23 protein-coding genes and 3 tRNA genes are annotated in these 26,721 nt (G+C 69.2%); 23 read left to right on the top strand and 3 right to left on the bottom strand.

Annotated elements, in window-relative coordinates; translation table 11 throughout:
- Positions 1–147: 147 nt before the first annotated feature.
- The 3 genes from ACTWO6_RS29625 to ACTWO6_RS29615 form a co-directional block, all read right to left on the bottom strand.
- Entirely contained in the window at positions 148–528 is a 381-nt protein-coding gene (locus tag ACTWO6_RS29625) for a VOC family protein (RefSeq protein ID WP_446220816.1), read from the bottom strand.
- A gap of 958 nt (positions 529–1,486) precedes the next feature.
- Positions 1,487–1,840 (bottom strand): hypothetical protein, encoded by a 354-nt coding sequence (locus ACTWO6_RS29620; protein ID WP_446216968.1) that lies wholly within the window; start codon positions 1,838–1,840, stop codon positions 1,487–1,489.
- Positions 1,841–2,202: 362 nt separating this feature from the next.
- On the bottom strand, positions 2,203–2,439 hold the full coding sequence (locus ACTWO6_RS29615) for a hypothetical protein (protein WP_446216967.1): 237 nt from the start codon (positions 2,437–2,439) through the stop codon (positions 2,203–2,205).
- A gap of 540 nt (positions 2,440–2,979) precedes the next feature.
- Between ACTWO6_RS29615 and ACTWO6_RS29610 the strand changes: the two genes are divergently transcribed.
- From ACTWO6_RS29610 to fusA, 23 genes are all read left to right on the top strand, one after another.
- Positions 2,980–3,111: a hypothetical protein gene (locus tag ACTWO6_RS29610; protein WP_446216966.1), complete on the top strand. Its 132-nt coding sequence runs from the start codon at positions 2,980–2,982 to the stop codon at positions 3,109–3,111.
- Positions 3,112–3,216: 105 nt separating this feature from the next.
- Positions 3,217–5,760 (top strand): EAL domain-containing protein, encoded by a 2,544-nt coding sequence (locus tag ACTWO6_RS29605; RefSeq protein ID WP_446216965.1) that lies wholly within the window; start codon positions 3,217–3,219, stop codon positions 5,758–5,760.
- Between the two features lie 108 nt (positions 5,761–5,868).
- A tRNA-Thr gene (locus ACTWO6_RS29600) sits at positions 5,869–5,941 on the top strand.
- Between the two features lie 25 nt (positions 5,942–5,966).
- Positions 5,967–6,039 (top strand) — tRNA-Met (locus tag ACTWO6_RS29595).
- Positions 6,040–6,169: 130 nt separating this feature from the next.
- Complete coding sequence (gene rpmG, locus ACTWO6_RS29590; protein ID WP_067301359.1) at positions 6,170–6,337, top strand: 50S ribosomal protein L33; 168 nt, start codon at positions 6,170–6,172, stop codon at positions 6,335–6,337.
- Positions 6,338–6,459: 122 nt separating this feature from the next.
- Complete coding sequence (locus tag ACTWO6_RS29585) at positions 6,460–6,906, top strand: FAS1-like dehydratase domain-containing protein (protein ID WP_446216964.1); 447 nt, start codon at positions 6,460–6,462, stop codon at positions 6,904–6,906.
- 1 nt (position 6,907) lies between these two features.
- On the top strand, positions 6,908–7,300 hold the full coding sequence (locus tag ACTWO6_RS29580; RefSeq protein WP_446216963.1) for a MaoC family dehydratase: 393 nt from the start codon (positions 6,908–6,910) through the stop codon (positions 7,298–7,300).
- Between the two features lie 128 nt (positions 7,301–7,428).
- Positions 7,429–7,501 (top strand) — tRNA-Trp (locus ACTWO6_RS29575).
- A 212-nt stretch (positions 7,502–7,713) separates the two neighbouring features.
- Positions 7,714–8,106 (top strand): preprotein translocase subunit SecE, encoded by a 393-nt coding sequence (secE, locus tag ACTWO6_RS29570; RefSeq protein ID WP_446216962.1) that lies wholly within the window; start codon positions 7,714–7,716, stop codon positions 8,104–8,106.
- A gap of 38 nt (positions 8,107–8,144) precedes the next feature.
- Positions 8,145–8,867 (top strand): transcription termination/antitermination protein NusG, encoded by a 723-nt coding sequence (gene nusG, locus ACTWO6_RS29565; RefSeq protein ID WP_089012486.1) that lies wholly within the window; start codon positions 8,145–8,147, stop codon positions 8,865–8,867.
- 183 nt (positions 8,868–9,050) lie between these two features.
- Complete coding sequence (gene rplK, locus ACTWO6_RS29560) at positions 9,051–9,482, top strand: 50S ribosomal protein L11 (RefSeq protein ID WP_109944007.1); 432 nt, start codon at positions 9,051–9,053, stop codon at positions 9,480–9,482.
- An 82-nt stretch (positions 9,483–9,564) separates the two neighbouring features.
- On the top strand, positions 9,565–10,281 hold the full coding sequence (rplA, locus tag ACTWO6_RS29555; RefSeq protein ID WP_446216961.1) for a 50S ribosomal protein L1: 717 nt from the start codon (positions 9,565–9,567) through the stop codon (positions 10,279–10,281).
- Between the two features lie 586 nt (positions 10,282–10,867).
- Positions 10,868–11,413 (top strand): 50S ribosomal protein L10, encoded by a 546-nt coding sequence (gene rplJ, locus ACTWO6_RS29550; RefSeq protein ID WP_120729737.1) that lies wholly within the window; start codon positions 10,868–10,870, stop codon positions 11,411–11,413.
- Positions 11,414–11,467: 54 nt separating this feature from the next.
- Positions 11,468–11,851: a 50S ribosomal protein L7/L12 gene (gene rplL / locus ACTWO6_RS29545; RefSeq protein ID WP_089012491.1), complete on the top strand. Its 384-nt coding sequence runs from the start codon at positions 11,468–11,470 to the stop codon at positions 11,849–11,851.
- Positions 11,852–12,424: 573 nt separating this feature from the next.
- Positions 12,425–15,856: a DNA-directed RNA polymerase subunit beta gene (rpoB, locus tag ACTWO6_RS29540; protein WP_446216960.1), complete on the top strand. Its 3,432-nt coding sequence runs from the start codon at positions 12,425–12,427 to the stop codon at positions 15,854–15,856.
- 81 nt (positions 15,857–15,937) lie between these two features.
- Entirely contained in the window at positions 15,938–19,825 is a 3,888-nt protein-coding gene (locus tag ACTWO6_RS29535; protein ID WP_446216959.1) for a DNA-directed RNA polymerase subunit beta', read from the top strand.
- Between the two features lie 115 nt (positions 19,826–19,940).
- On the top strand, positions 19,941–20,555 hold the full coding sequence (locus ACTWO6_RS29530) for an ArsR/SmtB family transcription factor (protein ID WP_446216958.1): 615 nt from the start codon (positions 19,941–19,943) through the stop codon (positions 20,553–20,555).
- Positions 20,530–21,801: an MFS transporter gene (locus ACTWO6_RS29525; RefSeq protein WP_446216957.1), complete on the top strand. Its 1,272-nt coding sequence runs from the start codon at positions 20,530–20,532 to the stop codon at positions 21,799–21,801. Before ACTWO6_RS29530 ends, ACTWO6_RS29525 begins: the two co-directional genes overlap by 26 nt.
- A 28-nt stretch (positions 21,802–21,829) precedes the next feature.
- On the top strand, positions 21,830–22,198 hold the full coding sequence (locus ACTWO6_RS29520) for a hypothetical protein (protein WP_446216956.1): 369 nt from the start codon (positions 21,830–21,832) through the stop codon (positions 22,196–22,198).
- Between the two features lie 505 nt (positions 22,199–22,703).
- Positions 22,704–23,159: a hypothetical protein gene (locus ACTWO6_RS29515; protein WP_446220815.1), complete on the top strand. Its 456-nt coding sequence runs from the start codon at positions 22,704–22,706 to the stop codon at positions 23,157–23,159.
- Between the two features lie 532 nt (positions 23,160–23,691).
- Complete coding sequence (gene rpsL / locus ACTWO6_RS29510; protein WP_007465318.1) at positions 23,692–24,066, top strand: 30S ribosomal protein S12; 375 nt, start codon at positions 23,692–23,694, stop codon at positions 24,064–24,066.
- 1 nt (position 24,067) lies between these two features.
- On the top strand, positions 24,068–24,538 hold the full coding sequence (rpsG, locus tag ACTWO6_RS29505) for a 30S ribosomal protein S7 (RefSeq protein WP_088647009.1): 471 nt from the start codon (positions 24,068–24,070) through the stop codon (positions 24,536–24,538).
- A gap of 75 nt (positions 24,539–24,613) precedes the next feature.
- Entirely contained in the window at positions 24,614–26,710 is a 2,097-nt protein-coding gene (gene fusA, locus ACTWO6_RS29500) for an elongation factor G (protein WP_446216955.1), read from the top strand.
- Positions 26,711–26,721: the final 11 nt, after the last annotated feature.

The following is a 26,721-nucleotide window of genomic DNA, read 5'->3' as shown; positions in this document are numbered from 1 at the left end:
GCCCTGACCTGCGGAAACGCAAGTCAAGGGCCTTTGTCGTCTCCCGCCGCGGTTGACCGTTGTTGCCCCTGCTCGACCGGCCGATCGGGCACGCAACGGGCACATTGGACCTTGCTGAGCGGCAGGGCGGTCCGGGTGCGACATGGACTATGCGGTTGTTTGGCGCTCGGCGTCGCTGCGTAACACGCAGAACTCGTTGCCCTCCGGGTCGGCCAACACGACCCAGCCGCTGCCGTCCGGATCGCGCCGATCGGCGACGATGGTGGCGCCAAGGGCGCGGATACGCTCGACCTCTTGATCGCGTAGTACCTCGGGCTGTAGGCAGATGTGCACACGGTTCTTGACGCTCTTTGGCTCCGGTACCCGCTGGAAGTAGAGCCTGGTGCCGGAGGGCGGCTCGATGGCCACTTCGTCGTCGTCGGGCTTGAACTGCGGGTCGACCGGGCAGTCGAAGACCTTGCCCCAAAAGTGCGCCAGTTCGTACGGGTCGGCGCAGTCGAACGCGAAATTGCGGATGACAGTCCCCATCCGGTCAGCCTCGTACCCGCGCGGCGAATAGGTCAACTCATATCGACAGGCGAAGGCCTTCCGGGGCGCGGCCCAGCCCCAGTGGCCCTCGGCCTCGAGCTGCTCGTTGAAGGCGCCGATCGCGGCCATCTCCTCCGCAGTGGCGGAGTCGGTCGTGTCGTCGAGCACGGAACAGGTACTTCGCCATCGGGATCATCTCCTGTCGTCGTGTGGCCGCCCCCTCGGGCCGCCTTTCACCCCTGCTACGAACGCCGCTGCCTCGATCCGACACGCTCCGCTGAGATTTCAGCACCTCGCCGAGCTGCCCCAGAACCCGGACGCCTTCCTCTTCCCTGGTAGGCAGCAGCGGACGGCCGGCCGTCCGCAGAGCGGCGCCGAGGTGGCCGCATTCCTGGACCGGGCACGGAAGGCCGAAGATCGTTCCGAAGGGGCACGCAACGGGCACGCGGGGGAGGTCGGGCCGACCAGCGGGACACAAAAGCGGCCCTGACCTGGGCGAACATTCATCGACGACCTTGAGAACGGGCAAAACTGTAAATCCGTCGCGAAAGCTACAGAGGTTCGAATCCTCTACCCGCCACCAGGTGCGAGAACGGCCCTGACCAGCAGTAATGCGGTCGGGTGCCGATCTTGTTTAGTCCCGCTGAGTCCGACCGTTGCCCGCCGTCGCTCACAGTCCAGGGGCGTATCGGGGGGAGCTATCGCGGCGAAGCTGCGGCCAGGGGGCAGCGTAATGGTTCATCGCAGCTTGACGTGGCTTCGCTGGTAGCCGGCTCCTCCTCGGCGACCGGGTGCAGTAGGAGCTGTCCGTGGCCTTCCCGAGTTCGGTGGGGTCGGCCTTGATGCTCGCCTTCGGGCAGGACGAGCGTCAGGGGTGGGTGCTTATGGGTTGACCTGGGTAGTGGACACACAACGGCGCCCGGGGTTTCCCGGGCCGCCGTCGCTTTCATCCGTTTACTCAGTGCCGTGCCTTGCGCTCCTCTTCGCTGCGGTGGTTGCTTCCGGCCTTGGCCAGACCGCGGCTACCGAGGTAGCCGAGGGTCAGCAGCGTGATGAAGAACCAGGCCTGGTTGGCGCGGAAGATGTCCACGCCGACCGAGTTCTTGCCGACCAACTGAGATGCGGCCAGCACACCGATCACTGCCGCGATGTAGACCCAGAACTCGGTTGTCCGCAGCGACGGCTTGGTCTCCGTTCCAGGCGCCTGCATCGGGCGCTGTTCGCCCATCATCATCGGCGCGTACTGAGGTGCTTCTTGCACCCCGACCGCCCGGTCAGGTGCCTGCTGTCTCGCTGCAGCCTGTGTGCTCATCTTTCCTCCTGGATGCGATGAGTCATTCCCTGCACTCCCTCGCCCCGCTGCCAAGGTTCGGCCTCGGCACGGTCTGTAATTCCTGGGGAGGTCAACCCGGTCTACCCGACCCCTCGAAGCGGTAACGCCCATTACCGAACGGGGATTCGCAACTCGTTGTGGCGCACCGGGTAGGTCAGCCGCGTCAGCGGCGACCTGGCACGACGGGGCCTCTCGCAAAGCGGAGCCCCGTCGGACCTTCGGCGATGGGGGCCGACGGGGCTCCGGGTTGCTGCGGGCGACTTACCGGTTGGTGCGCGGGTCGTGGTCGCGCGTGCGGCTGCCGGCCTTGGCCAGACCGCGGCTGACCAGGTAGCCGACGGTCAGAAGCGTGATGAACCACCAGGCCCTGTCGGCGGCGAAGTAGTCGCCCCGTTGTTCGCGGCGCCGTCCCCGACGGCGTTGGAGGCGATCAGCACGCCGATCACGGAGAGCAGGTAAACGGCCAACTCGGTGGTCTTCCACGAGGGCTTCGTCTCGTCACCGTGGCGGTGCAGGTACCGGACGTCGTGGTCGGCGTGGTCGGCTACCCGAGCCGTGGGGGTGGTGGGCGTCGTCATGTTCAGCTCCTGGCGAGTGCGATATAGGTGCTTCATCCCGTTACGGCCATGGCCGCGCGGAACCCAGGCGTCTTTTCGCGAAAGCGTGCTCGAAGTCGAGGCAGCACTCGGACAGGCGAAGCAGCAGGAAGTAGCCGGGACCTCCGACCAGCGCCGGCTGCCAAGCCACCACCACGCGTGGTGACCGCGTCAACGGCAAATTCTTCGATACATGGGTAGCGTCGGTCGGCCTGGCTCTGGTAGTCAGAGCGGTGCAGACAGGTGACGCGTGAGCGTACGGGGGCGTTTCGCCGCTTCGGGGGCACTCAAGAGAAATCAACCATTGACACCTAAGGTCCGAGTACTCGCCAAGTGAAGCGAGGCATGGCGGACAGTGCGGTGTGGGTATCACCCCGCCAGGCAGGGCATCCTGCCGATCGGTTGGATTTGTCCGCGTCCTGGCCGAGCCCACCCACCGAGGTCTTTGTTGGCCTCGGCGCTTGTGGCACCATCATGGAATCTTCACGCCCCCCGTGCTGATCGTCGCGACAGGAGCCCCACATGCCCACTCATAAGCTGGGTCGGCTGCTCGGTCTGACTCTGATGCTGGTTGCCCTGGCCGTGGGCGTCGCCAACGTTGCCGGCATCCCCACCAGCGGTGATCTGACCACCCTCGAGTTCGAGTGGACCTAGGCCGCCCGCGGTCGTGACGCGGCGGAGAGCGGCTCCCCTCAAGCTCCTCTTCGCCTGGATCGGCTGTGAACGGGGAGCTTCTCCCCGTCACGATTAGGGAGCGGGATGGCAAGCCGTACCGGAGTGGCCAGACGCACCACGGAGCAAGCCTGGCTGATCACCGGCCCGCTGGCGTTCCTGGCGGTCATCTGCTCCACGTTTCTCGGCATCGCCTCCCCGGAACCACACGGTAGGTGGGGGATCGCTCTCCTGCTGCTCGTGGCCCTGGTCGCCGCGCACCTGCCGGTGCTGAGCTTCGTGGTGCGCCGCCAGCAGCTCTCCGCGACGATCACTGAGATCCCGCTGGTCCTGGCGCTGTACTACCTCCCACCGTTGACGGTCGTCCTCGTGGCGACCCTCGCGGCCTTCATCACCCAGATTCGCCGGCGGCTCGGCCCGGCCAAGTTCGCCTTCAATGTCGCCCGCTCCGCGGCCGCGACCTCGCTGGCCGGCATGGTCCTGCTGGCCTTGCCGCCGACCCGAGGAGTCGGCCCAGGCACCTGGGGCATCCTGTTCGCCGCGGTGAGCACGGTCACCCTGGTCACCCTGGCGGCCGTGGTCGGCGTGATCACCCTGCTGCAGGGGTGGCAGGCCGGTCGGGAGGTCGTCAAGACATCCGGCGTCCCGCTGCTCGCCGCGGCGGTAAGCGTGACGGTGGGCCTGGTCATCCTCATCGCGGTAACGACGACGCACTGGTCGCTGGTGCTGCTGGGCGCGCTGGCGCTGATCGTGGCCGTCGTCTACCGCACCTACGCCCAGTTCCTGCGTCAGCACCGGACCCTGGCCGACATCTACGACCTCACCCGGGCGATGACTCAGAGCGGTCAGGACGGCACACTGCCGGATGCCCTGCTCGGCCGGGTCCGCGCGCTGATGCAGGCGGAGTACGCCACCCTCTGGCTGCCGGAGCAGGGGCGTCATCCTGAGGTGCTGCTCACCGCCCGGGTCGACGGGCCCGGCCTGCTCGACTTCTCCAAGATTTCCGGGAAACTGCGGGAACAGGCGATCGCGCAGCGGCAGACGATCGCCGTCGGCGCCCGGCTGGGCGGCGACAAGGCGCAGCTCACGATGCTCCGGGAGGCGTCGGCGAAGGATGCGATCATCGTTCCGCTCCGCTCCGGGCAGGCCGTGATCGGCGTCTTGGAGGTGGTCAACCGGCTCGGTGGCATCGGCTTCTTCACCCCGGACGACGTGCCGGTCCTGGAGACGGTCGCCGCGCACGCCGCGGTCGCCCTGGAGAATTCCCGGCTGGTCGACCGGCTGCGCCACGACGCGTACCACGACGCGCTGACCAAGCTGCCCAACCGGCGGCGGATCACCGGGGCGCTGGACGAGGCGGTGAAGATCCGGGCGCCCGGCGAGGTGGTGGCCGTGCTGCTCTTCGACGTGGACGGGCTGCGCCAGGTCAACGAGTCGCTGGGGCACGCCGCGGGCGACAAGGTCCTCGTCGAGGTGGCCGAGCGCCTGCGCGCCTGCGCCCCGTCGTCCGCCCTGGTGGGCCGGGCGGGGGGCGACGAGTTCCTGGTCACCCTGCGGCTGGAGAACGCCGAGGCGGCCCTGGAGCTCGCCGCCGAGCTGCGCGAGCAGATCCGCGACGAGATGGTCTTCGACTCGCTCACCCTCGACGTGGACACCGCCGTCGGGGTGGCCGTACACCCGGATCACGGCAGCGACGCGGCGACCCTGCTGCAACGGGTCGACCTGGCCGCGACGGCGGCCAAGGCGGTGCCCGGCAGCGTGCAGCTGTTCAACCCGGCGCTGGAGTCCCGGTCGCTCCGCCGCCTCGGCCTCGCCGGAGACCTGCGGCGCGCCCTCGACGAGGGTGCGCTGGAGGTGTACTTCCAGCCCAAGGTGACGTTGCGGGACCGGCGGCTGCTCGGGGTCGAGTGCCTGGCCCGCTGGGAGCATCCGACGCACGGCACGGTCGCCCCGGAGGACTTCGTCGCGGTGGCCGAGCACACCGGCCAGCTCGGCCGGCTCACCGAGGTGGTGCTCCGGGAGGGGCTGCGGCGCAGTCGGGACTGGGCCCACGCCGAGCAGCCGCTCTCCGTCGCGGTCAACCTCTCCGCACGTACGCTCACCGACCCGCACTTCCCGGACCAGGTACGCGAGCTGCTCGACGAGTACGGCGTGCCGCCGCAGCGGCTCACCTTCGAGATCCGCGAGGCCGGGGTGCTGGACGGCACGGACCGGCCGATACCGACCCTGCACCGGCTGCGTGACCTCGGCGTACGGCTCTCGGTGGACGACTTCGGGACGGGCTCCTCGTCCCTGGCCTACCTGCGCCGGCTGCCGGTGCACGAGGTGAAGGTGGACCGCTCGTTCGTGCAGGGCATGGCGACCGACCCGGGCGACCTGGCGATCGTCAACGCGGTGGTGACGCTCTCCCAGCAGTTCGGCCTCGCGGTGGTCGCCGAGGGGGTGGAGAGCGAGCTCACCCTCGAACTGCTCCAGGACATCGGCTGCGAGATCGGCCAGGGCTTCCTGTTCAGCCGGCCGCTGCCGTACGAGCGGCTGGAGGCGTGGTTCGGCGCCCAGGTGGAGCCGGAGGCGACCGTCGAGGCGCCCCGGCTGCGGGTGGTCCCGGACCGTTCGGTGACCCTGCTCTGAACTGGGCGGACGCGGATCACCCCGGCTGTGAGGGGGATCCGATTTCACCTCGACGGCGAGGTCGTGTAGGGTTTCCTCTGCGCGACGCCCTCCGGGGCGATCGGGTAGGCCCCCTTAGCTCAGTCGGCAGAGCGTCTCCATGGTAAGGAGAAGGTCTACGGTTCGATTCCGTAAGGGGGCTCACAGGGTCCGGCTGGACCCGCCACGGCGGTGTAGCTCAGATGGCAGAGCAAGCGGCTCATAATCGCTGTGTCGCCGGTTCAAGTCCGGCCACCGCTACTCTCGTCCTCCGGGCTTCCCGGCGGTCGGTGGGATGGGCGCCACAGGCGCCCACTTTGCATGTCCGCGCCGTCAGTGCGTAGGCTGATGCGCCGTAGTTGTTATCCGTTAGCGAGGAAGGCACTCCGCCGTGGCGAAGGCGACCGATGTCCGGCCGAAGATCACTTTGGCGTGTGTGGAGTGCAAGGAGCGCAACTACATCACGCGCAAGAACCGTCGTAACGACCCGGACCGCATCGAGCTGAAGAAGTTCTGCCCTCGGGACGGCAAGCACACCATTCACCGCGAGACCCGCTGACCCGCGGCCGGCTCGGCCGGCCCGGTCCCGCAGCATCTTCGAACGCCGATCCGCACGGACGACGGCCCCGAGCCGCCGCCCCGTACGGATCGGCGTTCGTGTTTTCCGTGTAGGTTCGCGGCATGTCCCTGGACCCGTCCTTCGTCGGCCGGACCTACCCGCCGACCGCCCCTTACCAGGTGGGCCGAGAAAAGATCCGTGAGTTCGCCACGGCCATCGGCGCCACCGACCCGGCCCACCACGACCCGGAGGCGGCCCGCGCGCTCGGGCACCCCGACGTGGTCGCGCCGCCGACCTTCCCCGTGGTGGTCACCATGGCCGCCAGCCGGCAGATCATCGAGGATCCGGCCCTCGGCGTGGACTACAGCCGGGTGGTCCACGGCGACCAGCGGTTCGCGTACACCCGTCCGGTGGTCGCCGGTGACGAGCTGGTCTGCGTGAACACCATCGAGGAGATCACCAGCCGGGGCGGGCACGGCTTCCTGACCACCCGCACCGACGTGCGCACCGCCGCCGGCGAGCCGGTGGTCGCCGTCTGGTCCAAGATCGTCGTACGCGGGGAGGCCTGACATGGAACTGCCCACCCAGACCTTCCGGGTGACCCGCGCGGACCTGGTCCGCTACGCGGGCGCCTCCGGCGACTTCAACTCCATCCACTGGAGCGACCGGTTCGCCACCAAGGTGGGCCTGCCGGGCGTGATCGCCCACGGCATGTTCACCATGGCGCTGGTCGGCCGGGCGGTCACCACCTGGGCCGGCGCGGCGGACGCGGTGGTCGACTTCGGCGTCCGGTTCACCCGTCCGGTGGTGGTCCCGGACGACGACCAGGGCACCGAGATCGAGGTCGCCGCGGTGGTCAAGGAGGTCACCGAAGACGGTCTGACCAGGCTCGACGTGACCGCGACCTGCTTGGGGGAGAAGGTGCTCTCGCAGGCCCGGGCGACCATCCGGACGCCCCGCTGAGGGGTGTTCCGACGCGCTGGTGGCAGACCGGTTGGGAAAGTCGTACGACTACCCGTACACTGGTCCGCCGTGGGGCAAGTGACCCCTGCTCGGCCGTGCGTGGTCGGGTGGGGTGAGAGTTGCCGCACAGGGGTGTAGCTCAATTGGCAGAGCAGCGGTCTCCAAAACCGCAGGCTGCAGGTTCAAGTCCTGTCACCCCTGCGCCTCAGGCCTGACCGTTCCCGTGGGTCGCGCCGCCGAACGGCGGCGTTCGGCCCGTGGTGGTGGCATCGGCGGGGTGGTTCCGAGGCAATCGGGCCCTCCCGGTCGGTCCGCCGGCCGCGGCCCGTCGCGGGACGGTTGGTCCGGCCGGCGTGACCAAACGCCGCGCACGCCTATCGGCGTGCGACCCGATACCCCGCACGGAGGGCGAAGTGGCCGAGAGCAAGCGGCGCGGCGAGGACGCCGGCGACGAGCGTCAGCGCGAAGACGCGGTCGTCGACGACGTGGCCGACGACGACGCCACCGACGCGGACGAGCCGGTCTCCCGGGGTGGCACCGCGACCCGCGCGCGGGCCCGGGCCGAGTCGGCCGACGGTCGGAAGACCCGCAAGGACACCGACCGGGTGGGCCTCTTCGCCCGCATCGCGCGGTTCTTCCGCGAGGTCGTGGCCGAGCTGCGTAAGGTCATCTGGCCGACGCGCAAGGAGCTGCTGACCTACACCGCCGTGGTGGTCACCTTCGTCGCCGTGATGCTGACGATCGTGGGCCTTCTCGACTTCGCGTTCGCGAAGGGCGTGCTGTGGGTCTTCGGCAACCCCAGCTGACCGGCTGACTGTGCCGATAGTGACGGAAGTGAGCGAGCGTGCCTGAGTACGACGAGACCGCCGAGACCACGGACGAGCAGTCCACGGTGGCGACGGCGGCCAACGATGAGTCGGTCGAGGCCGCCAGCGAGCCGGAATTCCCGACCACCGAGCCCGCGCCGGACGAGGAGTACGACCCGGTCGCCGAGCTGCGCCAGAAGCTGCGCTACGCGCCCGGCGACTGGTACGTGGTGCACTCCTACGCCGGCTACGAGAACAAGGTCAAGACCAACCTCGAGACCCGGATCACCTCCCTCGACATGGAGGACTTCATCTACCAGGTCGAGGTGCCGACCCGGGAAGAGGTCGAGGTCAAGAACGGCAAGCGGTCCCAGGTCCAGGCGAAGGTCTTCCCGGGCTACATCCTGGTCCGGATGGAGCTGACCGCCGAGTCCTACTCCTGCGTCCGGAACACCCCGGGGGTCACCGGCTTCGTCGGGGCCACGGACCGGGCCGACCGCCCGGCGCCGCTGAGCCTCGACGAGGTGCTGAAGTGGCTGGCCCCGGCGGTCGAGGCCGTGGAGAAGAAGGCGAAGCCCGAGGTCAGGGTCCTCGACTTCGAGGTCGGCGACTCGGTCACCGTCACCGACGGCGCCTTCGCCTCGCTGCCGGCCACGATCAGTGAGATCAACGCCGACCAGCAGAAGCTCAAGGTGCTGGTGTCGATCTTCGGCCGGGAGACGCCGGTCGAGCTGAACTTCAACCAGGTCGCCAAGATCTGACGTACGGTCGCACCGGCGGTGGGCTTCGGCCTGCCGCCGGTGCGTCGTTTCGCCCTCCCGTCGGACCTCGGCGCGGAGGGCGGCGGAAGTCTGCGCTACCCTAGAACGTCGTCGTTGTCGCATCGCGCTGACCGTGCGTGCCCGCGACCGGCGCTTTCCCAGTTCCAAGCCCCAGGAAGAGACATGCCTCCGAAGAAGAAGCTCGTCAAGACGTTCACGCTTCAGCTGAAGGCGGGCCAGGCCACGCCGGCTCCGCCGGTCGGCCCGGCGCTCGGTCAGCACGGCGTGAACATCATGGAGTTCTGCAAGTCCTACAACGCGCAGACCGAGTCCCAGCGGGGCGACATCGTCCCCGCCGAGATCAGCGTGTACGAGGACCGGACCTTCACCTTCGTCCTGAAGACCCCGCCCGCCGCCCGGCTGCTGCTCAAGGCCGCCGGCGTGGAGAAGGGCTCGGGCGTCCCGCAGAGCCAGAAGGTCGGCTCCGTGACCCAGGCCCAGGTGCGTGAGATCGCCGAGAAGAAGATGGTCGACCTCAACGCCAACGATGTCGACCAGGCTGCGAAGATCATCGCCGGCACCGCCCGGTCGATGGGCATCATCGTCAACGACTGACGTCGGTCAGCACTATCCCGATCAGTTCGTGGGAGGGCGCGCGGTGACCGCGGCCCGCCAGAGACCACAGGAGTAACCAGAAATGCAGCGCAGCAAGAGCTACCGCAAGGCCGCCGAGGTCATCGACCGGTCGAAGCTCTACAGCCCCGCCGAGGCCGTCAAGCTGGCCAAGGACACCACCAACGTCAAGTTCGACGCCACGGTCGAGGTCGCGATGCGCCTCGGCGTCGACCCCCGCAAGGCGGACCAGATGGTCCGCGGCACGGTCAACCTGCCGCACGGCACCGGTAAGACCGCCCGCGTGATCGTCTTCGCCGCCGGCGCGAAGGCCGAGGAGGCCGCCGCGGCGGGTGCGGACGAGGTGGGCACCGACGAGCTGGTCGCCCGCATCCAGGGCGGTTGGCTGGACTTCGACGCGGCGATCGCCACCCCGGACCAGATGGCCAAGATCGGCCGGATCGCGCGGATCCTGGGCCCGCGCGGCCTGATGCCGAACCCGAAGACGGGCACGGTGACCATGGACGTCACCAAGGCCGTCGCGGACATCAAGGGCGGTAAGATCACCTTCCGGGTGGACAAGCACTCCAACCTCCACCTGATCATCGGCAAGGCCTCGTTCTCCGACACCCAGCTGATCGACAACTACGCCGCCGTCCTCGACGAGGTGCTCCGCGCCAAGCCGTCCTCGGCCAAGGGCACGTACCTCAAGAAGGTGGTCCTGACCACCACCATGGGCCCGGGCGTTCCGATCGACCCGAAGCTGGTGAAGAACCTGCAGGAGGGCTCGGCCGAGGCCTGAGCACGGCTCCCGTAACGGGGCCCCGCCACGACACCGTGGCGGGGCCCCGTTCGTTTGTCCGCTGTGGCAGGCTCGCGGCATGCGGCTGGAGAACGTCTGGTTGCGGTACCACCGGCCACGCTGCTCCAGATCGCCGCCGGGGTGCGGTCGCCCGGGCGCTGACCGGGTCGTTGGCCGCGCCGTCGGCGCTGCTGCTCTCGCTCTGGGCAGCGGTCTGGGCCGCGGTGGCCCTGGCCGGCTACGCCTGGCGACACCGCTCCCGGGCCTGACGGGGTGACCGGGCGCACGCCGGGGCCGATTTGGCGGTACGCGGACACGTCGCGTAACCTGGTGCCGTAGTTCCACCCAGAGACCGCTGGTCACCGTGCCCCGGCACGGTCGAAGGTTCCGCGATGACGGGCGACCCGCGCAGGGCGGCAAGCGTAACTCGGTTCTCCCCGTGGTCCGCCGACCATGGTGATCGGGCCGGCCCTCGCCCCGCGCGCCCTGCGCCGGGGCTTTTCTCGTTGTCGTGATGCCTCCGGCGCCGTCGCCGAGCTTCCGCTCGTCGACGGCGACCAGCCTCGAGCAACGAGAGAGGAGGGACATGGCGGACAAGCCGATCCGGGCCGACAAGGCCACGGCCGTCGCTGAGCTGACCGAGAGCTTCCGCAACGCGGGCGCTGCGGTGCTCACCGAGTACCGTGGTCTGACGGTTTCCCAGCTCACCCAGCTGCGGCGCTCGCTCGGCAAGGAGACCACCTACACGGTCGCGAAGAACACGCTGGCCAAGCGTGCGGCGACCGAGGCGGGCATCTCCGGCCTCGACGAGCTGTTCACCGGTCCTACCGCGCTGACTTTCGTTTCGGGCGACGTCGTCGAGGCGGCGAAGGGGCTTCGCGACTTCGCGAAGGCCAACCCGAAGCTCGTCATCAAGGGCGGTGTCTTCGAGGGCAAGGCCATTTCCGCGGCCGAGGTCACGAAGCTCGCCGACCTGGAGTCCCGCGAGGTGCTGCTGGCCAAGCTGGCCGGCGCGATGAAGGGCAACCTGAGCAAGGCCGCGGCCCTGTTCCAGGCTCCGCTCTCCAAGACCGCCCGTCTGGCGGCTGCCCTGCAGGACAAGCGCGAGAAGGAGGGCGCCGAGGCGGCCTGAGGCCTCCCGGCGCACCCACGTTCTTAGTTTTCACTTTTAGAAAGGACGCCAGACATGGCGAAGCTCAGCACCGACGAGCTGCTCGACGCGTTCAAGGAGATGACGCTGATCGAGCTCTCCGAGTTCGTGAAGCAGTTCGAGGAGACCTTCGAGGTCACCGCCGCGGCCCCGGTCGCGATGGGCGTTGCCGCCCCGGGTGCCGCGCCGGCCGAGGCCGAGCCGGAGAAGGACGAGTTCGACGTCATCCTCGACGCCGACGGTGGCAAGAAGATCCAGGTCATCAAGGTCGTGCGTGAGCTGACCGGCCTGGGCCTCAAGGAGGCCAAGGACCTGGTCGAGGCTGCTCCGAAGGCCGTCCTGGAGAAGGCCAACAAGGAGACCGCCGAGAAGGCCAAGGCCAAGCTCGAGGGCGAGGGCGCCAAGGTCACCCTCAAGTGACCTTGAGTACGACCTGACGCGCGTCCGGCTCACGTGAGCCGGGGCACACCGCGTCGCGGCGGGCGGTGATCCGGGAACGGATCGCCGCCCGCTCTGGTTGGTGGGTTCCGGTGGCAGCGGCGTGAGCAGGGCGTCCGACGTCCGGCGTACCCCGCGGAGCGGGGCCTGTCGGTAGTCCGTCGGTGGGAAAGACACCCCGACCGGTAACCGGCCCTTGACGCGAGACCGGGCTGGCAGGCACGCTGACACCAGCAAGACCTTCCGCGCTTGCAACGGCCACGACTTGGGTAATGGCAGCGGCAGCACCATCGCCGCCACACCCGAGCGGCCCGGCAGGAACGTCGCGTTCCGAGCGGCCCGGTGAGACCCGTTTTCCGGGGTCCCGAGGCGAGTTCCGCGATGACCTGCGGGGTGGGCTGGACAGCGGTTAGCCTCTCGGCTACACTGCTAGTTTGCGCTGCCTTCCGACTTGACCCCTGCTCGGAAATGTCCGGTTACGGATAATTCTGGTGGGGTCATTGGAGTGCACGCGTACCAGCCGTTCTGCAGCACCGGTCCTCGGAAGGACGCATCTTGGCAGCTTCCCGCCCTGCGAAGACCAGTCGTACGTCGAGCGCTTTCGCTCCCCGCCGAGTTTCTTTCGGCAGGATCACCGAACACCTCGAGGTCCCCAACCTCCTCGCCATCCAGAACGAGTCCTTCGACTGGCTCGTCGGCAACGAGGCTTGGCAGGGCCGGTCGGCGGACGACCCGCACGCACGCTCGGGTCTCGCGGAGATCCTCGAAGAGATCAGTCCCATTGAGGACTTCTCCGGCACCATGTCGCTCTCCTTCTCGGCTCCGCGCTTCGACGAGGTCAAGGCCTCGATCGAGGAGTGCAAGGAGAAGGACCTGACCTACTGCGCTCCGCTGTTCGTGACCGCGGAGTTCACCAACAACACCACTGGCGAGATCAAGAGCCAGACGGTGTTCATGGGTGACTTCCCGATGATGACGCCGAAGGGCACCTTCGTCATCAACGGCACCGAGCGCGTCGTGGTAAGTCAGCTCGTCCGGTCCCCGGGCGTCTACTTCGACAAGCAGCCGGACAAGACCTCCGACCGCGACCTCTCCAGCGTCAAGGTCATCCCGAGCCGGGGTGCCTGGCTGGAGTTCGACATCGACAAGCGCGACACGGTCGGCGTCCGCATCGACCGTAAGCGCCGGCAGGCCGTCACCGTCCTGCTCAAGGCCATCGGGTGGTCCGCGGAGCAGATCCGCGAGAAGTTCGGCTGGTCCGAGCTGATGATGACCACGCTCGAGAAGGACCACATCGCCGGCCAGGACGAGGCGCTGCTCGACATCTACCGGAAGCTCCGCCCTGGCGAGCCGCCGACCCGGGAGAACGCCCAGACCCTGCTCGACAACCTCTTCTTCAACCCGAAGCGGTACGACGTCGCCAAGGTCGGTCGTTACAAGTTCAACAAGAAGCTCGAGCTGGACGTGCCGATCACCACCGGCACGCTGACCGAGGACGACATCGTCGCCACCGTGGAGTACCTCTGCCGGCTGCACGCCGGTGAGGACGGCTACGAGGCCGACGACATCGACCACTTCGGCAACCGGCGCCTGCGTACCGTGGGCGAGCTGATCCAGAACCAGGTCCGGGTCGGCCTGTCCCGGATGGAGCGGGTCGTCCGCGAGCGGATGACCACCCAGGACGTCGAGGCGATCACGCCGCAGACCCTGATCAACATCCGCCCGGTGGTGGCGGCGATCAAGGAGTTCTTCGGCACGTCGCAGCTGTCCCAGTTCATGGACCAGACCAACCCGCTGGCGGGTCTGACCCACCGGCGCCGGCTGAGCGCGCTCGGCCCGGGCGGTCTGTCCCGGGAGCGGGCCGGCTTCGAGGTCCGTGACGTGCACCCGTCCCACTACGGCCGGATGTGCCCGATCGAGACGCCGGAAGGCCCGAACATCGGCCTGATCGGCGCCCTGTCCACCTTCGCCCGGGTCAACCCGTTCGGCTTCATCGAGACGCCGTACCGGAAGGTCGTCGAGGGTCGGGTCACCGACCAGATCGACTACCTGACCGCGGACGAGGAGGACCGGTTCGTCAAGGCCCAGGCCAACGCGCCGCTGAAGGCCGACGGCACGTTCGCCGAGGACCGGGTCCTCTGCCGTCGTAAGGGCGGCGAGACCGAGGACGTGGTTCCCGGCGCCGTCGACTACATGGACGTCTCGCCGCGGCAGATGACCTCGGTCGCGACCGCGATGATTCCGTTCCTCGAGCACGATGACGCCAACCGTGCCCTGATGGGTGCCAACATGCAGCGTCAGGCGGTGCCGCTGGTCAAGGCCGAGGCTCCGCTGGTCGGCACCGGCATGGAGTACCGCGCGGCCGTCGACGCCGGCGACGTGGTCGTCGCCGAGGTCGGCGGTGTGATCGAGGACCTCTGTGCCGACTACGTCACGATCCACCAGGACGACGGCCACCGTCGGACGTACCTGCTGCACAAGTTCCGCCGCTCCAACGCCGGCTCCTGCGTGAACCAGAAGCCGGTCGTCTTCGAGGGCGACCGCGTCGAGGCCGGTCAGGTCATCGCCGACGGTCCGTGCACCGACGAGGGCGAGATGGCGCTCGGGCGCAACCTGCTGGTGGCGTTCATGTGCTGGGAGGGCCACAACTACGAGGACGCGATCATCCTGTCGCAGCGCCTCGTGCAGCAGGACGTGCTGACCTCGATCCACATCGAGGAGCACGAGGTCGACGCCCGGGACACCAAGCTCGGCCCGGAGGAGATCACCCGCGACATCCCGAACGTCAGCGAGGAGATGCTCGCGGACCTCGACGAGCGCGGCATCATCCGGATCGGTGCCGAGGTCGTCCCCGGCGACATCCTGGTCGGCAAGGTCACGCCGAAGGGCGAGACCGAGCTGACCCCGGAGGAGCGGCTGCTCCGCGCGATCTTCGGCGAGAAGGCGCGTGAGGTTCGGGACACCTCGCTGAAGGTGCCGCACGGCGAGACCGGCACGGTCATCGGTGTGCGTACCTTCTCCCGCGAGGACGGCGACGAGCTGCCGCCGGGTGTCAACGAGCTGGTCCGGGTCTACGTCGCCCAGAAGCGCAAGATCCAGGACGGTGACAAGCTCGCGGGCCGGCACGGCAACAAGGGCGTCATCTCCAAGATCCTGCCGGTCGAGGACATGCCGTTCCTTGAGGACGGCACCCCGGTCGACATCGTGCTCAACCCGCTGGGTGTGCCCTCCCGGATGAACATCGGCCAGGTCCTGGAGACCCACCTCGGCTGGGTCGCCAAGACCGGTTGGAGCGTGGAGGGCGACGACGCGGCGTGGAAGAAGCAGCTGCGCTCGATCGACGCCCACGAGTCCGAGCCGGACACCAACGTGGCCACTCCGGTCTTCGACGGTGCCCGCGAGGAGGAGATCTCCGGTCTGCTCTCGTCGACCCTGCCCAACCGGGACGGCAAGCAGCTGATCGGTTCCTCGGGCAAGGCGCAGCTGTTCGACGGTCGCTCCGGCGAGCCGCTGCCGGACCCGATCGCGGTCGGCTACATCTACATCCTGAAGCTCAACCACCTGGTCGACGACAAGATCCACGCCCGGTCGACCGGCCCGTACTCGATGATCACGCAGCAGCCGCTGGGTGGCAAGGCGCAGTTCGGTGGCCAGCGCTTCGGTGAGATGGAGTGCTGGGCGATGCAGGCGTACGGCGCCGCCTACGCCCTGCAGGAGCTGCTGACGATCAAGTCCGACGACGTCCTCGGCCGGGTGAAGGTCTACGAGGCGATCGTCAAGGGCGAGAACATTCCCGAGCCGGGCATTCCGGAGTCGTTCAAGGTGCTGCTCAAGGAGCTGCAGTCGCTGTGCCTCAACGTCGAGGTGCTCTCCAGCGACGGTGTGGCCCTGGAGATGCGCGAGACCGACGACGAGGTGTTCCGGGCCGCGGAGGAGCTGGGCATCGACCTGTCCCGGCGCGAGCCGAGCTCGGTCGAAGAGGTCTGAGGTGAGCGGTCGGGAGCCGGCTCGCCGGCTCCCGACCCCACCCACTAGCTAAGCAGTACAGACGACGACATAGGGGACATAGTGCTCGACGTCAACTTCTTCGACGAGCTGCGCATCGGCCTTGCCACCGCTGACGACATCCGTCAGTGGTCGCACGGTGAGGTCAAGAAGCCCGAGACGATCAACTACCGCACGCTCAAGCCGGAAAAGGACGGGCTCTTCTGCGAGAAGATCTTCGGTCCGCAGCGGGACTGGGAGTGCTACTGCGGTAAGTACAAGCGGGTCCGCTTCAAGGGCATCATCTGCGAGCGCTGCGGCGTCGAGGTGACCCGTTCCAAGGTCCGTCGTGAGCGGATGGGGCACATCGAGCTGGCCGCTCCGGTGACCCACATCTGGTACTTCAAGGGCGTGCCGAGCCGGCTGGGCTACCTGCTGGACCTCGCCCCCAAGGACCTCGAGAAGATCATCTACTTCGCCTCGTACGTCGTGACGAGCGTGGACGCCGAGTCGCGTCACCGTGACCTCTCCACGATCGAGAACGAGATCCTGGCCGAGAAGCGGCAGGCTGAGAACAGCCGCGACTCGGAGATCGAGAAGCGGGCCGCCAAGCTCGAGGCCGACCTGGCCGAGCTGGAGGCCGAGGGTGCCAAGGCGGACGTCCGGCGCAAGGTCAAGGAGGGCGGAGAGCGCGAGATGCGCCAGATCCGCGACCGGGCCCAGCGCGAGATCGACCGCCTCGACGAGGTCCTCGACACCTTCCGCAAGCTCGAGCCGAAGCAGCTGGTCACCGACGAGCTGCTCTACCGCGAGCTGCGCGACCGGTTCGGCGAGTACTTCACCGGCGGCATGGGCGCCGAGGCCATCAAGGCCCTGGTCCAGAACATGGACCTCGGGGCCGAGGCCGAGAGCCTGCGCGAGACCATCCGCTCCGGCAAGGGCCAGCGGAAGATCCGGGCGCTCAAGCGGCTGAAGGTCGTCGCGGCGTTCCAGAACACCCGCAACTCGCCGCTCGGCATGGTGCTGGACTGCGTCCCGGTCATCCCGCCGGACCTGCGTCCGATGGTGCAGCTGGACGGTGGCCGCTTCGCGACCTCCGACCTGAACGACCTGTACCGCCGGGTGATCAACCGGAACAACCGCCTCAAGCGGCTGATCGACCTCGGCGCGCCCGAGATCATCGTCAACAACGAGAAGCGGATGCTCCAGGAGGCCGTCGACGCGCTGTTCGACAACGGCCGTCGCGGCCGGCCGGTCACCGGTCCGGGCAACCGCCCGCTGAAGTCGCTCTCCGACATGCTCAAGGGCAAGCAGGGCCGGTTCCGCCAGAACCTGCTGGGCAAGCGCGTCGACTACTCCGGCCGTTCGGTCATCGTGGTCGGCCCGAAGCTCAAGCTGCACCAGTGCGGCCTGCCCAAGCAGATGGCGCTGGAGCTGTTCAAGCCGTTCGTGATGAAGCGGCTGGTCGACCTCAACCACGCGCAGAACATCAAGTCCGCCAAGCGGATGGTCGAGCGGCAGCGGCCGGTCGTGTGGGACGTGCTGGAAGAGGTCATCGGCGAGCACCCGGTGCTGCTGAACCGCGCGCCGACCCTGCACCGGCTGGGCATCCAGGCCTTCGAGCCGCAGCTGGTCGAGGGCAAGGCGATCCAGATCCACCCGCTGGTCTGCACCGCGTTCAACGCCGACTTCGACGGTGACCAGATGGCGGTGCACGTGCCGCTGTCCGCCGAGGCCCAGGCCGAGGCGCGGATCCTGATGCTGTCGTCGAACAACATCCTCAAGCCGGCGGACGGCAAGCCGGTCACCATGCCCACCCAGGACATGGTCATCGGCCTGTACCACCTCACCCACCTCACCCCCGGTGAGAAGGGCGAGGGCCGGTCGTTCAGCTCGGACGCCGAGGCCCGGATGGCGTTCGACAACGGTGAGCTGCACCTGCAGGCCCCGGTCAGGATCCGGCTGCGCGGCGTCACCGGTGTCGACAACGGCGCCGGCGCCGAGCCGTGGACCGCGCCGGAGGGCTGGGTCGAGGGCGAGGCGCTGACGGTGGACACCACCCTCGGCCGCGTGCTGTTCAACGAGACGCTGCCGCAGGGCTACCGCTTCGTGAACTACGAGATCCGCAAGGGTCAGCTCTCCGCGATCGTCAACGACCTCGCCGAGCGCTTCCCGAAGGTGGCGCTCGCCGCCACCCTCGACGGGCTCAAGGAGGCCGGTTTCCACTGGGCCACCTGGTCCGGCGTGACGATCGGCATGGAGGACGTCATCGCTCCGCCGCGCAAGCGGGAGATCCTGGAGCGGTACGAGAAGGAAGCCGACCGGATCGACAAGCAGTACCAGCGTGGTCTGATGACCGCCGAGGAGCGCCGCGGCGAGCTCATCGAGATCTGGACCAAGGCGACCAACGAGGTCGCCAAGGAGATGGACACCGCGCTGCCGCAGGAGAACCCGCTGTGGAAGATGATCAATTCGGGTGCTCGCGGTAACCTGCTCCAGCTCCGGCAGATCGCGGCGATCCGTGGTCTGGTGGCCAACCCCAAGGGTGAGATCATCCCGCGGCCGATCAAGGCCTCGTACCGGGAGGGTCTGTCCGTGCTGGAGTACTTCATCTCCACGCACGGTGCCCGTAAGGGTCTCGCGGACACGGCCCTGCGTACCGCCGACTCGGGTTACCTGACCCGTCGTCTGGTGGACGTCTCGCAGGACGTCATCATCCGCGAGGAGGACTGCGGCACCGACCGGGCCATCCCGATGCAGATCGGCGAGCGGCTCGACAGCAAGCTGGTCGTCCACACCCACGCCGAGACCAGCGTGCACGCCCGGACCCTGGCCGACGACATCAAGGGGCCGGACGGCAACGTCGTCGCCGAGCGGGGTCAGGACCTCAACTCGATCCTGGTCGACAAGATCGTCGCGGCCGGGGTGGAGACGGTGCGGGTGCGCAGCGTGCTCACCTGTGAGTCGAAGCTGGGCGTCTGCGCGGCCTGCTACGGCCGTTCGCTGCCGACCGGCAAGTCGGTCGACATCGGGGAGGCGGTCGGCATCATCGCCGCCCAGTCCATCGGTGAGCCGGGTACCCAGCTGACGATGCGTACCTTCCACACCGGTGGTGTCGCGGGTGAGGACATCACCCAGGGTCTGCCGCGTGTGCAGGAGATCTTCGAGGCCCGGGTCCCGAAGGGTAAGGCGCCCATCGCCGACACCCCGGGTCGGATCCGGATCGAGGACGGCGAGCGGTCCCGGAAGATCATCGTGGTGCCGGACGACGGCAGCGACGAGATCGTCTACGACAAGATCTCCAAGCGGGTCAAGCTGCGGACCCACGACGGCGGTCACGTCGAGGTCGGCGAGAAGCTCACCGAGGGCACCATCGACCCGCACGAGCTGCTCCGCATCCTCGGCCCGCGCTCGGTCCAGGTCCACCTGACCCAGGAGGTCCAGGAGGTCTACCGCTCGCAGGGTGTGCTCATCCACGACAAGCACATCGAGATCATCATCCGCCAGATGCTCAAGCGGGTGACGGTCATCGACTCCGGCTCGACCGAGTTCCTGCCGGGCGTGCTGGTCGACCGGGCGCTCTTCGAGTCGGAGAACCGCCGGCTCGTCGGCGAGGGCGGCGAGCCCGCCGCCGGTCGCCCGGTGCTGATGGGTATCACCAAGGCCTCGCTGGCCACCGACTCCTGGCTCTCGGCGGCCTCCTTCCAGGAGACCACCCGGGTGCTGACCGACGCGGCGATCAACTCGCGCAGCGACTCGCTCGTCGGCCTCAAGGAGAACGTGATCATCGGTAAGCTCATCCCGGCCGGTACGGGCATCAGCAAGTACCGCAACGTCCGGGTCGAGCCGACCGAGGAGGCGAAGGCCAAGGTCTACTCGATGACCGGCTACCCGGAGACCGACTACGGCTTCGGGCCGGCCAGCGGCCAGGCGGTGCCGCTGGACGACTTCGACTTCGGGTCGTACCGCTAAGCAGTAGAAACGACGAGGCCCCCGGCGTCTGCCGGGGGCCTCGTCGCATCTCGGGGTGCGCCATATGAAGAGAAACATCTCGAGAGCCTTCTCTCGAGAGATTACTCTCGACGGTATGGAGAACGAGGAGCCACGCACCCTCACCGACGCCCGTGAGCTGCGGGCGCTCAGTCATCCCGTACGACTGGCCCTGATGGAGGCCCTCGGCGAGGGCCCGCTGACCGCCACCCAGGCCGGCGAGCTGATCGGGGAGAGCCCGACGACCTGCTCCTTCCACCTTCGGCAGCTGGCCCGCTACGGCTTCGTCGAGGAGGCGGGCGGCGGTCGCGGGCGCGCCCGGCCCTGGCGGCTGACCCGGCGGGGCTGGTCCGCGCCGGCCCGGCCCGAGGACCCGGACTGGACCCGCGCCTCGCAGGCGCTCGACCGGGTGCTGCTCGACCGGTACGTCCAGCGGCTGCGCTGCTTCGTCGACGACGCCCCCACCTACCCCGGCGAGTGGTACCAGGCGGCCACCGGCCAGCAGCACCTCTTCCACCTCACCGCGGCGGAGCTGGCCGAGTTCGGGGCGGCGTACCGGGAGCTGGTGGCCGGGTTCACCGCCCGTTTCGGCGGGCGCCGCACCGACGCCGACGCCCGACCGACCGGGGCGCGTCCGGTCGAGCTGCTCTTCTTCGGCTATCCGCTCGAACCCCCGGAGGCGGCGGATGTCGACCCGACGCCTGCTGGCTGACCGCCGGGCCCGGCGTTACCTGACCGGGCAGACCCTCTCCCTCGTCGGCGACAGCTCGATGTGGCTGGCCTGCGGGATCTGGGTGAAGGAGCTGACCGGCAGCAACAGCGCGGCCGGTCTGACGTTCCTCTTCTTCACCGCGCCCGCGCTGCTGGCGCCCCTGGCCGGGATGCTCGCCGACCGGCTGCCGCGCCGCCGGCTGCTGGTGGTGGCGAACCTGGCCGGCGCGGTGATCCTGCTCCCGCTGCTGGCCGTCGACGGTCCGGGCCAGGTCGGGCTGATCTATGCGGTGATGTTCCTGTACGGCTGCCTCAACCTGGTCATCGCGCCGGCCCAGTCCGCCCTGCTGGTCGGCCTCCTGCCGGTGGACCTGCTGCCCGACGCCAACGCCCTGCTGCGGACGGTCCGGGAGAGCCTGCGCCTGCTGGCCCCGCTCGCCGGCGCCGGCCTGTACACGTGGTTCGGCGGGGCGGCGGTGGCGGTCCTGGACATGGCCACCTTCGTCGCCGCCGCGGCGCTGCTGCTCTCGCTGCGCGTCCCGGATCCCACGCCGGAGCACCCGGCCCGGACGGCCGGCGTCCTGCGGCACTGGGTGGGGGAGACGTCAGCGGGCCTCCGGCACCTGACCGGTCATCCGCTGCTGCGGCGCGTGGTGCTCGCGAGCGTGGTGCTCGCCCTGGTGCTCGGCTTCGGCGAATCCACCGGGTACGCCGTGGTGGAGCGGGGCCTCGGCCGTGGTCCTGAATTCCTCGGGGTGCTCCAGGCGGCGCAGGGCGTCGGCGCGGTCCTCGGCGGGCTGGGCAGCGCTGCGGCGATCCGCCGGTTCGGCGAGGTCCGGATCGCCGCGGCCGCCTTCCTCTGCTGGGCCACCGGCGCGACCCTGGCCGCCGTGCCGGTGCTCGGGGTGGTGCTGGCCGGCCGGGTCTGCTCCGGGGCCGGGCTGACCGTCATGGCGATCGCCCTGCTCACCCTCCTCCAGCGCAGCGCGCCCGAACGGCTCCAGGGCCGCGTGTACGCCGGCTTCGAGGTGGCCACGACCGTCCCGCAGACCGTGTCGATCGGGCTCGGGGCGTACCTGATCGGGGTGCTCGACTACCGCGCGGTGCTGCTCACCGAGGCGGCCGTGGTGGTGCTGGCCGCGCTGCTCCTGCTTCGCGCCGCGCCGCTGGCGGCGGGGGAGACGGCGGTGCCGACCACCGGGACGCCGGTGCCGGCGGGGGAGACCGTGGCCCGGTCGGCGTCGTAGAGGCCGCCGGCGCGGCATGATGGTGGGCATGACGACCGCACCCGGGCAGGTGCCCGTCGCCCAGCACGGGCCGCGCCATCCGCTCGATCCTGAGCCGGTCCGGTCGACGAAGGCCCGCGCCGTCTTCGCCCTGGGCCTGATCGGGGCGTTGACCGGGCTCTTCGTCGGCGGGGTGGTGCCGTCGACGATCGCCCTCCAGCTCGCCCGGCAGGCCCGCCGGGAGGCGTACGCCTCGGGCGGCTTCCTGACCGGCGGGGACTGGCTGCGGCGCGGGGAGCGGCTGGCCTGGACCGGCCTGGTGCTGGCGGCGGTCGCGGTGGTGGCGGCCGTGGTGATCGGGGTGGTCCGGCTCGCCGACGCCCCCTTCGGGCAGGACTACGCCCCGAACGTCGACTGACCGCCGGGGGGAGGCGTCCGCGCCCGGCCCCGCCGACGGGACCGGCGACGGTAGCCTGGCCGGTGTCCGCCGCGCTGCGGTGGGCGAGGCGCGTCGACAGGAGGACCTCGTGACGGAACCGGCCGCACCGTCGGGCGGCGAGCCGATCCGGTCCGGGTCGGACCCGGTCGACTCCGCCCCGGAGGCGGGCCCGACCAGTCCGTGGGCCGCGCCGGGCGCCGGGATCGACGAGGGGCCGAGCGCGCCGCCGGAGGTCGCCGCCGTCGGGTACGCGCCGCCGCCGGTCCGCCCGTCCGCGCCGGACGCCGGCAAGCAGGGGCCGCACCCCGGAGGCTGGCCCGCGCCGGGGCAGCAGCCCTGGTCCGCGCCGCCGGCCGGTCCGTCGTACGGGCCGGTCCCTGGGCGTCCGCAGCCACCGGCCGGTTGGCCGGGGGGTTCGGCGTACCCCCCGGCGGCGCCCGGCTTTCCCGGCGCCGCGCCCCCGCCGGGCGTCGGTTGGGGGCCGATGCCGCCGGCGGTGGGTCCCCGGCCCGGGCCGGTGCCGCCGCCCCCGCGCGAGCCGGCCCGCCCACCGAAGCGGGTCGACCCGGTCCCCGGCACGCCCTTCGGCGTAGTCCACCTGGACGTGCCGCCGGTGACCTCGGGGCTGGCCATCGGGTCGCTGGTGACCGGGATCGCCGCCATCCTGGTCTCGCTCCTGGTGTTCTGCTTCGGGCTCGCCGGCCCGGACTACGGCGGCGCCTGGGCCGCCGGGGCGTTCACCGTGCTCGGCGCGCTGGCCGGGACGGCGGCGATCGTCGCCGGTCTGCTGGCGCGCCGGCAGATCCGGCGGCCGGCGCCGCCGCCCGCGGTCCGCTTCACCGGCAACGGGCTCGCCGTCGCCGGCCTGAGCTGCGGCGGGGCGGGGCTGCTGCTCAGCCTGCTGGGGCTCGGCCTGGCGCTGGTGGTCCAGCTGATGTGATCGGAGTCACCTTCCAGCCGGGTGCGTTCGTGACCTCCCCGGCCGGGCGGACCCGGGAGTCCGGCCTCCGGGCGGAACCGGGGCCGCCGGGCCGCACCGCGGGGAAGCCGGTACACTTGTAACCGTAGGTGCCCATCGCGGGCGGGCGGGCGTGACGGGTTCGGTCGGCGGGCTGCGACGCAGTTCCCCGGACCGCTCCGTTTTGACCTGCGCGGTTGTGGTAGGTACTCTTTCCCCTTGTGCCCGGGCCAGCCCGGGCAATGCGTGCGTGCGCTGGAGCCGGTCCACCGGTGATCGCGCGGAGCACGATCAAAGCCAAAGATCCGGCGCTCGGTGAGCCGCGTGCCGGTGACACACCCGGTACGACGCGCGAGCGCCGCCACCGGGACCGTGATCCGGGCGACACGCCCGACCGCGGGTGCTGGGACCACCGTCAGGTGGCCCTGGTTGGAAGGTAAGAGAGCCGTCCATCAGGCCGGCTACGAGCAGACGGTGCGGTCGCGACAGCGGCCGAAGGGAGCGGAGAAACCCGGTGCCCACGATCCAGCAGTTGGTCCGAAAGGGCCGCCAGGCCAAGACGACCAAGACCAAGACCCCGGCGCTGAAGGGCAGTCCTCAGCGGCGCGGTGTGTGCACCCGCGTGTACACCACCACCCCCAAGAAGCCGAACTCGGCGCTCCGCAAGGTCGCTCGTGTCAAGCTCAGCAGCCAGATCGAGGTGACCGCCTACATCCCGGGCGTGGGTCACAACCTGCAGGAGCACTCGATCGTGCTCGTTCGCGGCGGCCGGGTGAAGGACCTCCCCGGCGTGCGTTACAAGATCGTCCGCGGTTCGCTGGACACCCAGGGTGTCCGCAACCGCAAGCAGGCGCGCAGCCGTTACGGCGCGAAGAAGGAGAAGAGCTGACATGCCGCGTAAGGGACCCGCTCCGCGGAAGCCGCTGGTCGCTGACCCGGTGTACAACTCGCCCCTGGTCACCCAGCTGGTGAACAAGATCCTGATGCGCGGCAAGCGCCAGCTCGCCGAGCGCATCGTGTACGCCGCCCTGGAGGGCTGCCGCGAGAAGAGCGGCACCGACCCGGTCGTCACCCTCAAGCGGGCGATGGACAACGTCAAGCCGACCCTCGAGGTCCGCAGCCGCCGTGTCGGTGGCGCGACCTACCAGGTTCCGGTCGAGGTCCGTCCCGCCCGGGCGACCACGCTCGGGCTGCGCTGGCTGGTGACGTACTCCAAGGCGCGTCGCGAGAAGACCATGGTCGAGCGGCTGATGAACGAGCTGCTGGACGCGAGCAACGGCCTGGGCGCCGCCGTCAAGCGGCGCGAGGACACGCACAAGATGGCCGAGTCGAACAAGGCCTTCGCGCACTACCGCTGGTAACACCCTGGTTCCGGCGCCGGACCGGCGCCGGAACCGCCACCAGTTGTGTCGAGACGACGATAAGTAGGGATTGAAGTGGCCGCCGCAGACGCGCTCGCCAACGTACGCAACATCGGCATCATGGCGCACATCGATGCCGGTAAGACCACGACCACCGAGCGGATCCTGTTCTACACCGGTATCACGTACAAGATCGGTGAGGTCCACGAGGGCGCTGCCGTCATGGACTGGATGGAGCAGGAGCAGGAGCGTGGTATCACCATCACCTCCGCTGCTACCAAGTGTGAGTGGAAGGGCCACACGATCCAGATCATCGACACGCCCGGTCACGTCGACTTCACGGTCGAGGTCGAGCGGTCGCTGCGGGTGCTGGACGGTGCGGTCGCGGTCTACGACGGTGTCGCCGGGGTGGAGCCGCAGACGGAGAACGTCTGGCGTCAGGCCGACAAGTACCACGTCCCGCGGATGTGCTTCGTCAACAAGCTCGACCGGACCGGCGCCGACTTCTTCCGCTGCGTGCAGATGATGATCGACCGGCTCAACGCCACCCCCCTGGTGCTGCAGATCCCGATCGGGCTCGAGGGCGACCACATCGGCGTCGTCGACCTGATCGGCATGCGCGCCCTCACCTGGCGTGGGGAGACCCAGAAGGGTGAGGACTACGCCATCGAGGAGATCCCGGCCGACCTGGCCGACTCCGCGGCGGAGTGGCGCGAGAAGCTGATGGAGACCCTGGCCGACGTCGACGACGCGGTGATGGAGAAGTACCTGGAGGGCGAGGAGATCTCCGTCGAGGAGATCAAGGCCGCCATCCGGCGCGCCACCATCGCCAGCAAGGCCAACCCGGTGCTGTGCGGCTCGGCGTTCAAGAACAAGGGTGTCCAGCCCATGCTCGACGCCGTGGTCGACTTCCTGCCGTCGCCGCTGGACGTCCCGGCCATCGAGGGCACCGCCACCGACGGCGAGACCCCGATGCAGCGGAAGCCGTCGAAGTCCGAGCCGTTCTCCGGCCTGGCCTTCAAGATCCAGACCGACAAGCACCTCGGCAAGCTCACCTACGTCCGGGTCTACTCGGGCATGGTCGAGACCGGCACCCAGGTGGTCAACTCCACCAAGGACCGCAAGGAGCGGATCGGCAAGATCTACCAGATGCACGCCAACAAGCGGGAAGAGCGCGGCTCGGCCCAGGCTGGCGACATCATCGCGGTGCAGGGTCTGAAGCAGACCACCACCGGCGACACGCTCTGCGACCCGGCGAACCCGGTCATCCTGGAGTCGATGACCTTCCCGGAGCCGGTCATCGAGGTCGCGATCGAGCCGAAGACCAAGGCCGACCAGGAGAAGCTCAGCACCGCCATCCAGCGGCTGGCCGAGGAGGACCCGACCTTCCGCGTCAAGCTGGACGAGGAGACCGGTCAGACGGTCATCTCCGGCATGGGCGAGCTGCACCTGGACATCCTGGTCGACCGGATGCGCCGCGAGTTCAACGTCGAGGCGAACATCGGTAAGCCGCAGGTGGCGTACCGCGAGACGATCCGCCGCAAGGTGGAGAAGATCGAGTACACCCACAAGAAGCAGACCGGTGGTTCCGGCCAGTACGCCCGCGTGATCGTGAGCGTCGAGCCGCTGCCGCTGGACAACGACTCGCCGACCTACGAGTTCGCGAACGCCGTCACCGGTGGCCGCATCCCCCGGGAGTTCATCCCTTCGGTGGACGCGGGCGCCCAGGACGCCATGCAGTACGGCATTCTCGCCGGCTTCCCGCTGGTGGGTGTCAAGCTGACGCTGCTGGACGGCCAGTACCACGAGGTCGACTCGTCTGAAATGGCATTCAAGATCGCCGGCTCGATGGTGATGAAGGAGGCGGCCCGCAAGGCCGACCCCGCGCTGCTCGAGCCGATGATGGCCGTTGAGGTCACCACTCCTGAGGAGAACATGGGTGACGTCATCGGCGACCTCAACTCCCGCCGCGGCATCATCCAGGCGATGGAGGAGCGCAGCGGCGCCCGCATCGTCCGGGCCCTGGTGCCGTTGTCGGAGATGTTCGGCTACGTCGGCGACCTGCGGTCGAAGACCCAGGGCCGGGCTAGCTACAGCATGCAGTTCGACTCCTACGCCGAGGTTCCGCAGAGCGTCGCGAAGGAGATCATCGCCAAGGCTACGGGTGAGTGACGCTCACCTGA

This window comes from Micromonospora sp. IBHARD004 (assembly GCF_052814115.1).
This window is presented reverse-complemented; position numbering and strand designations above follow the sequence as displayed.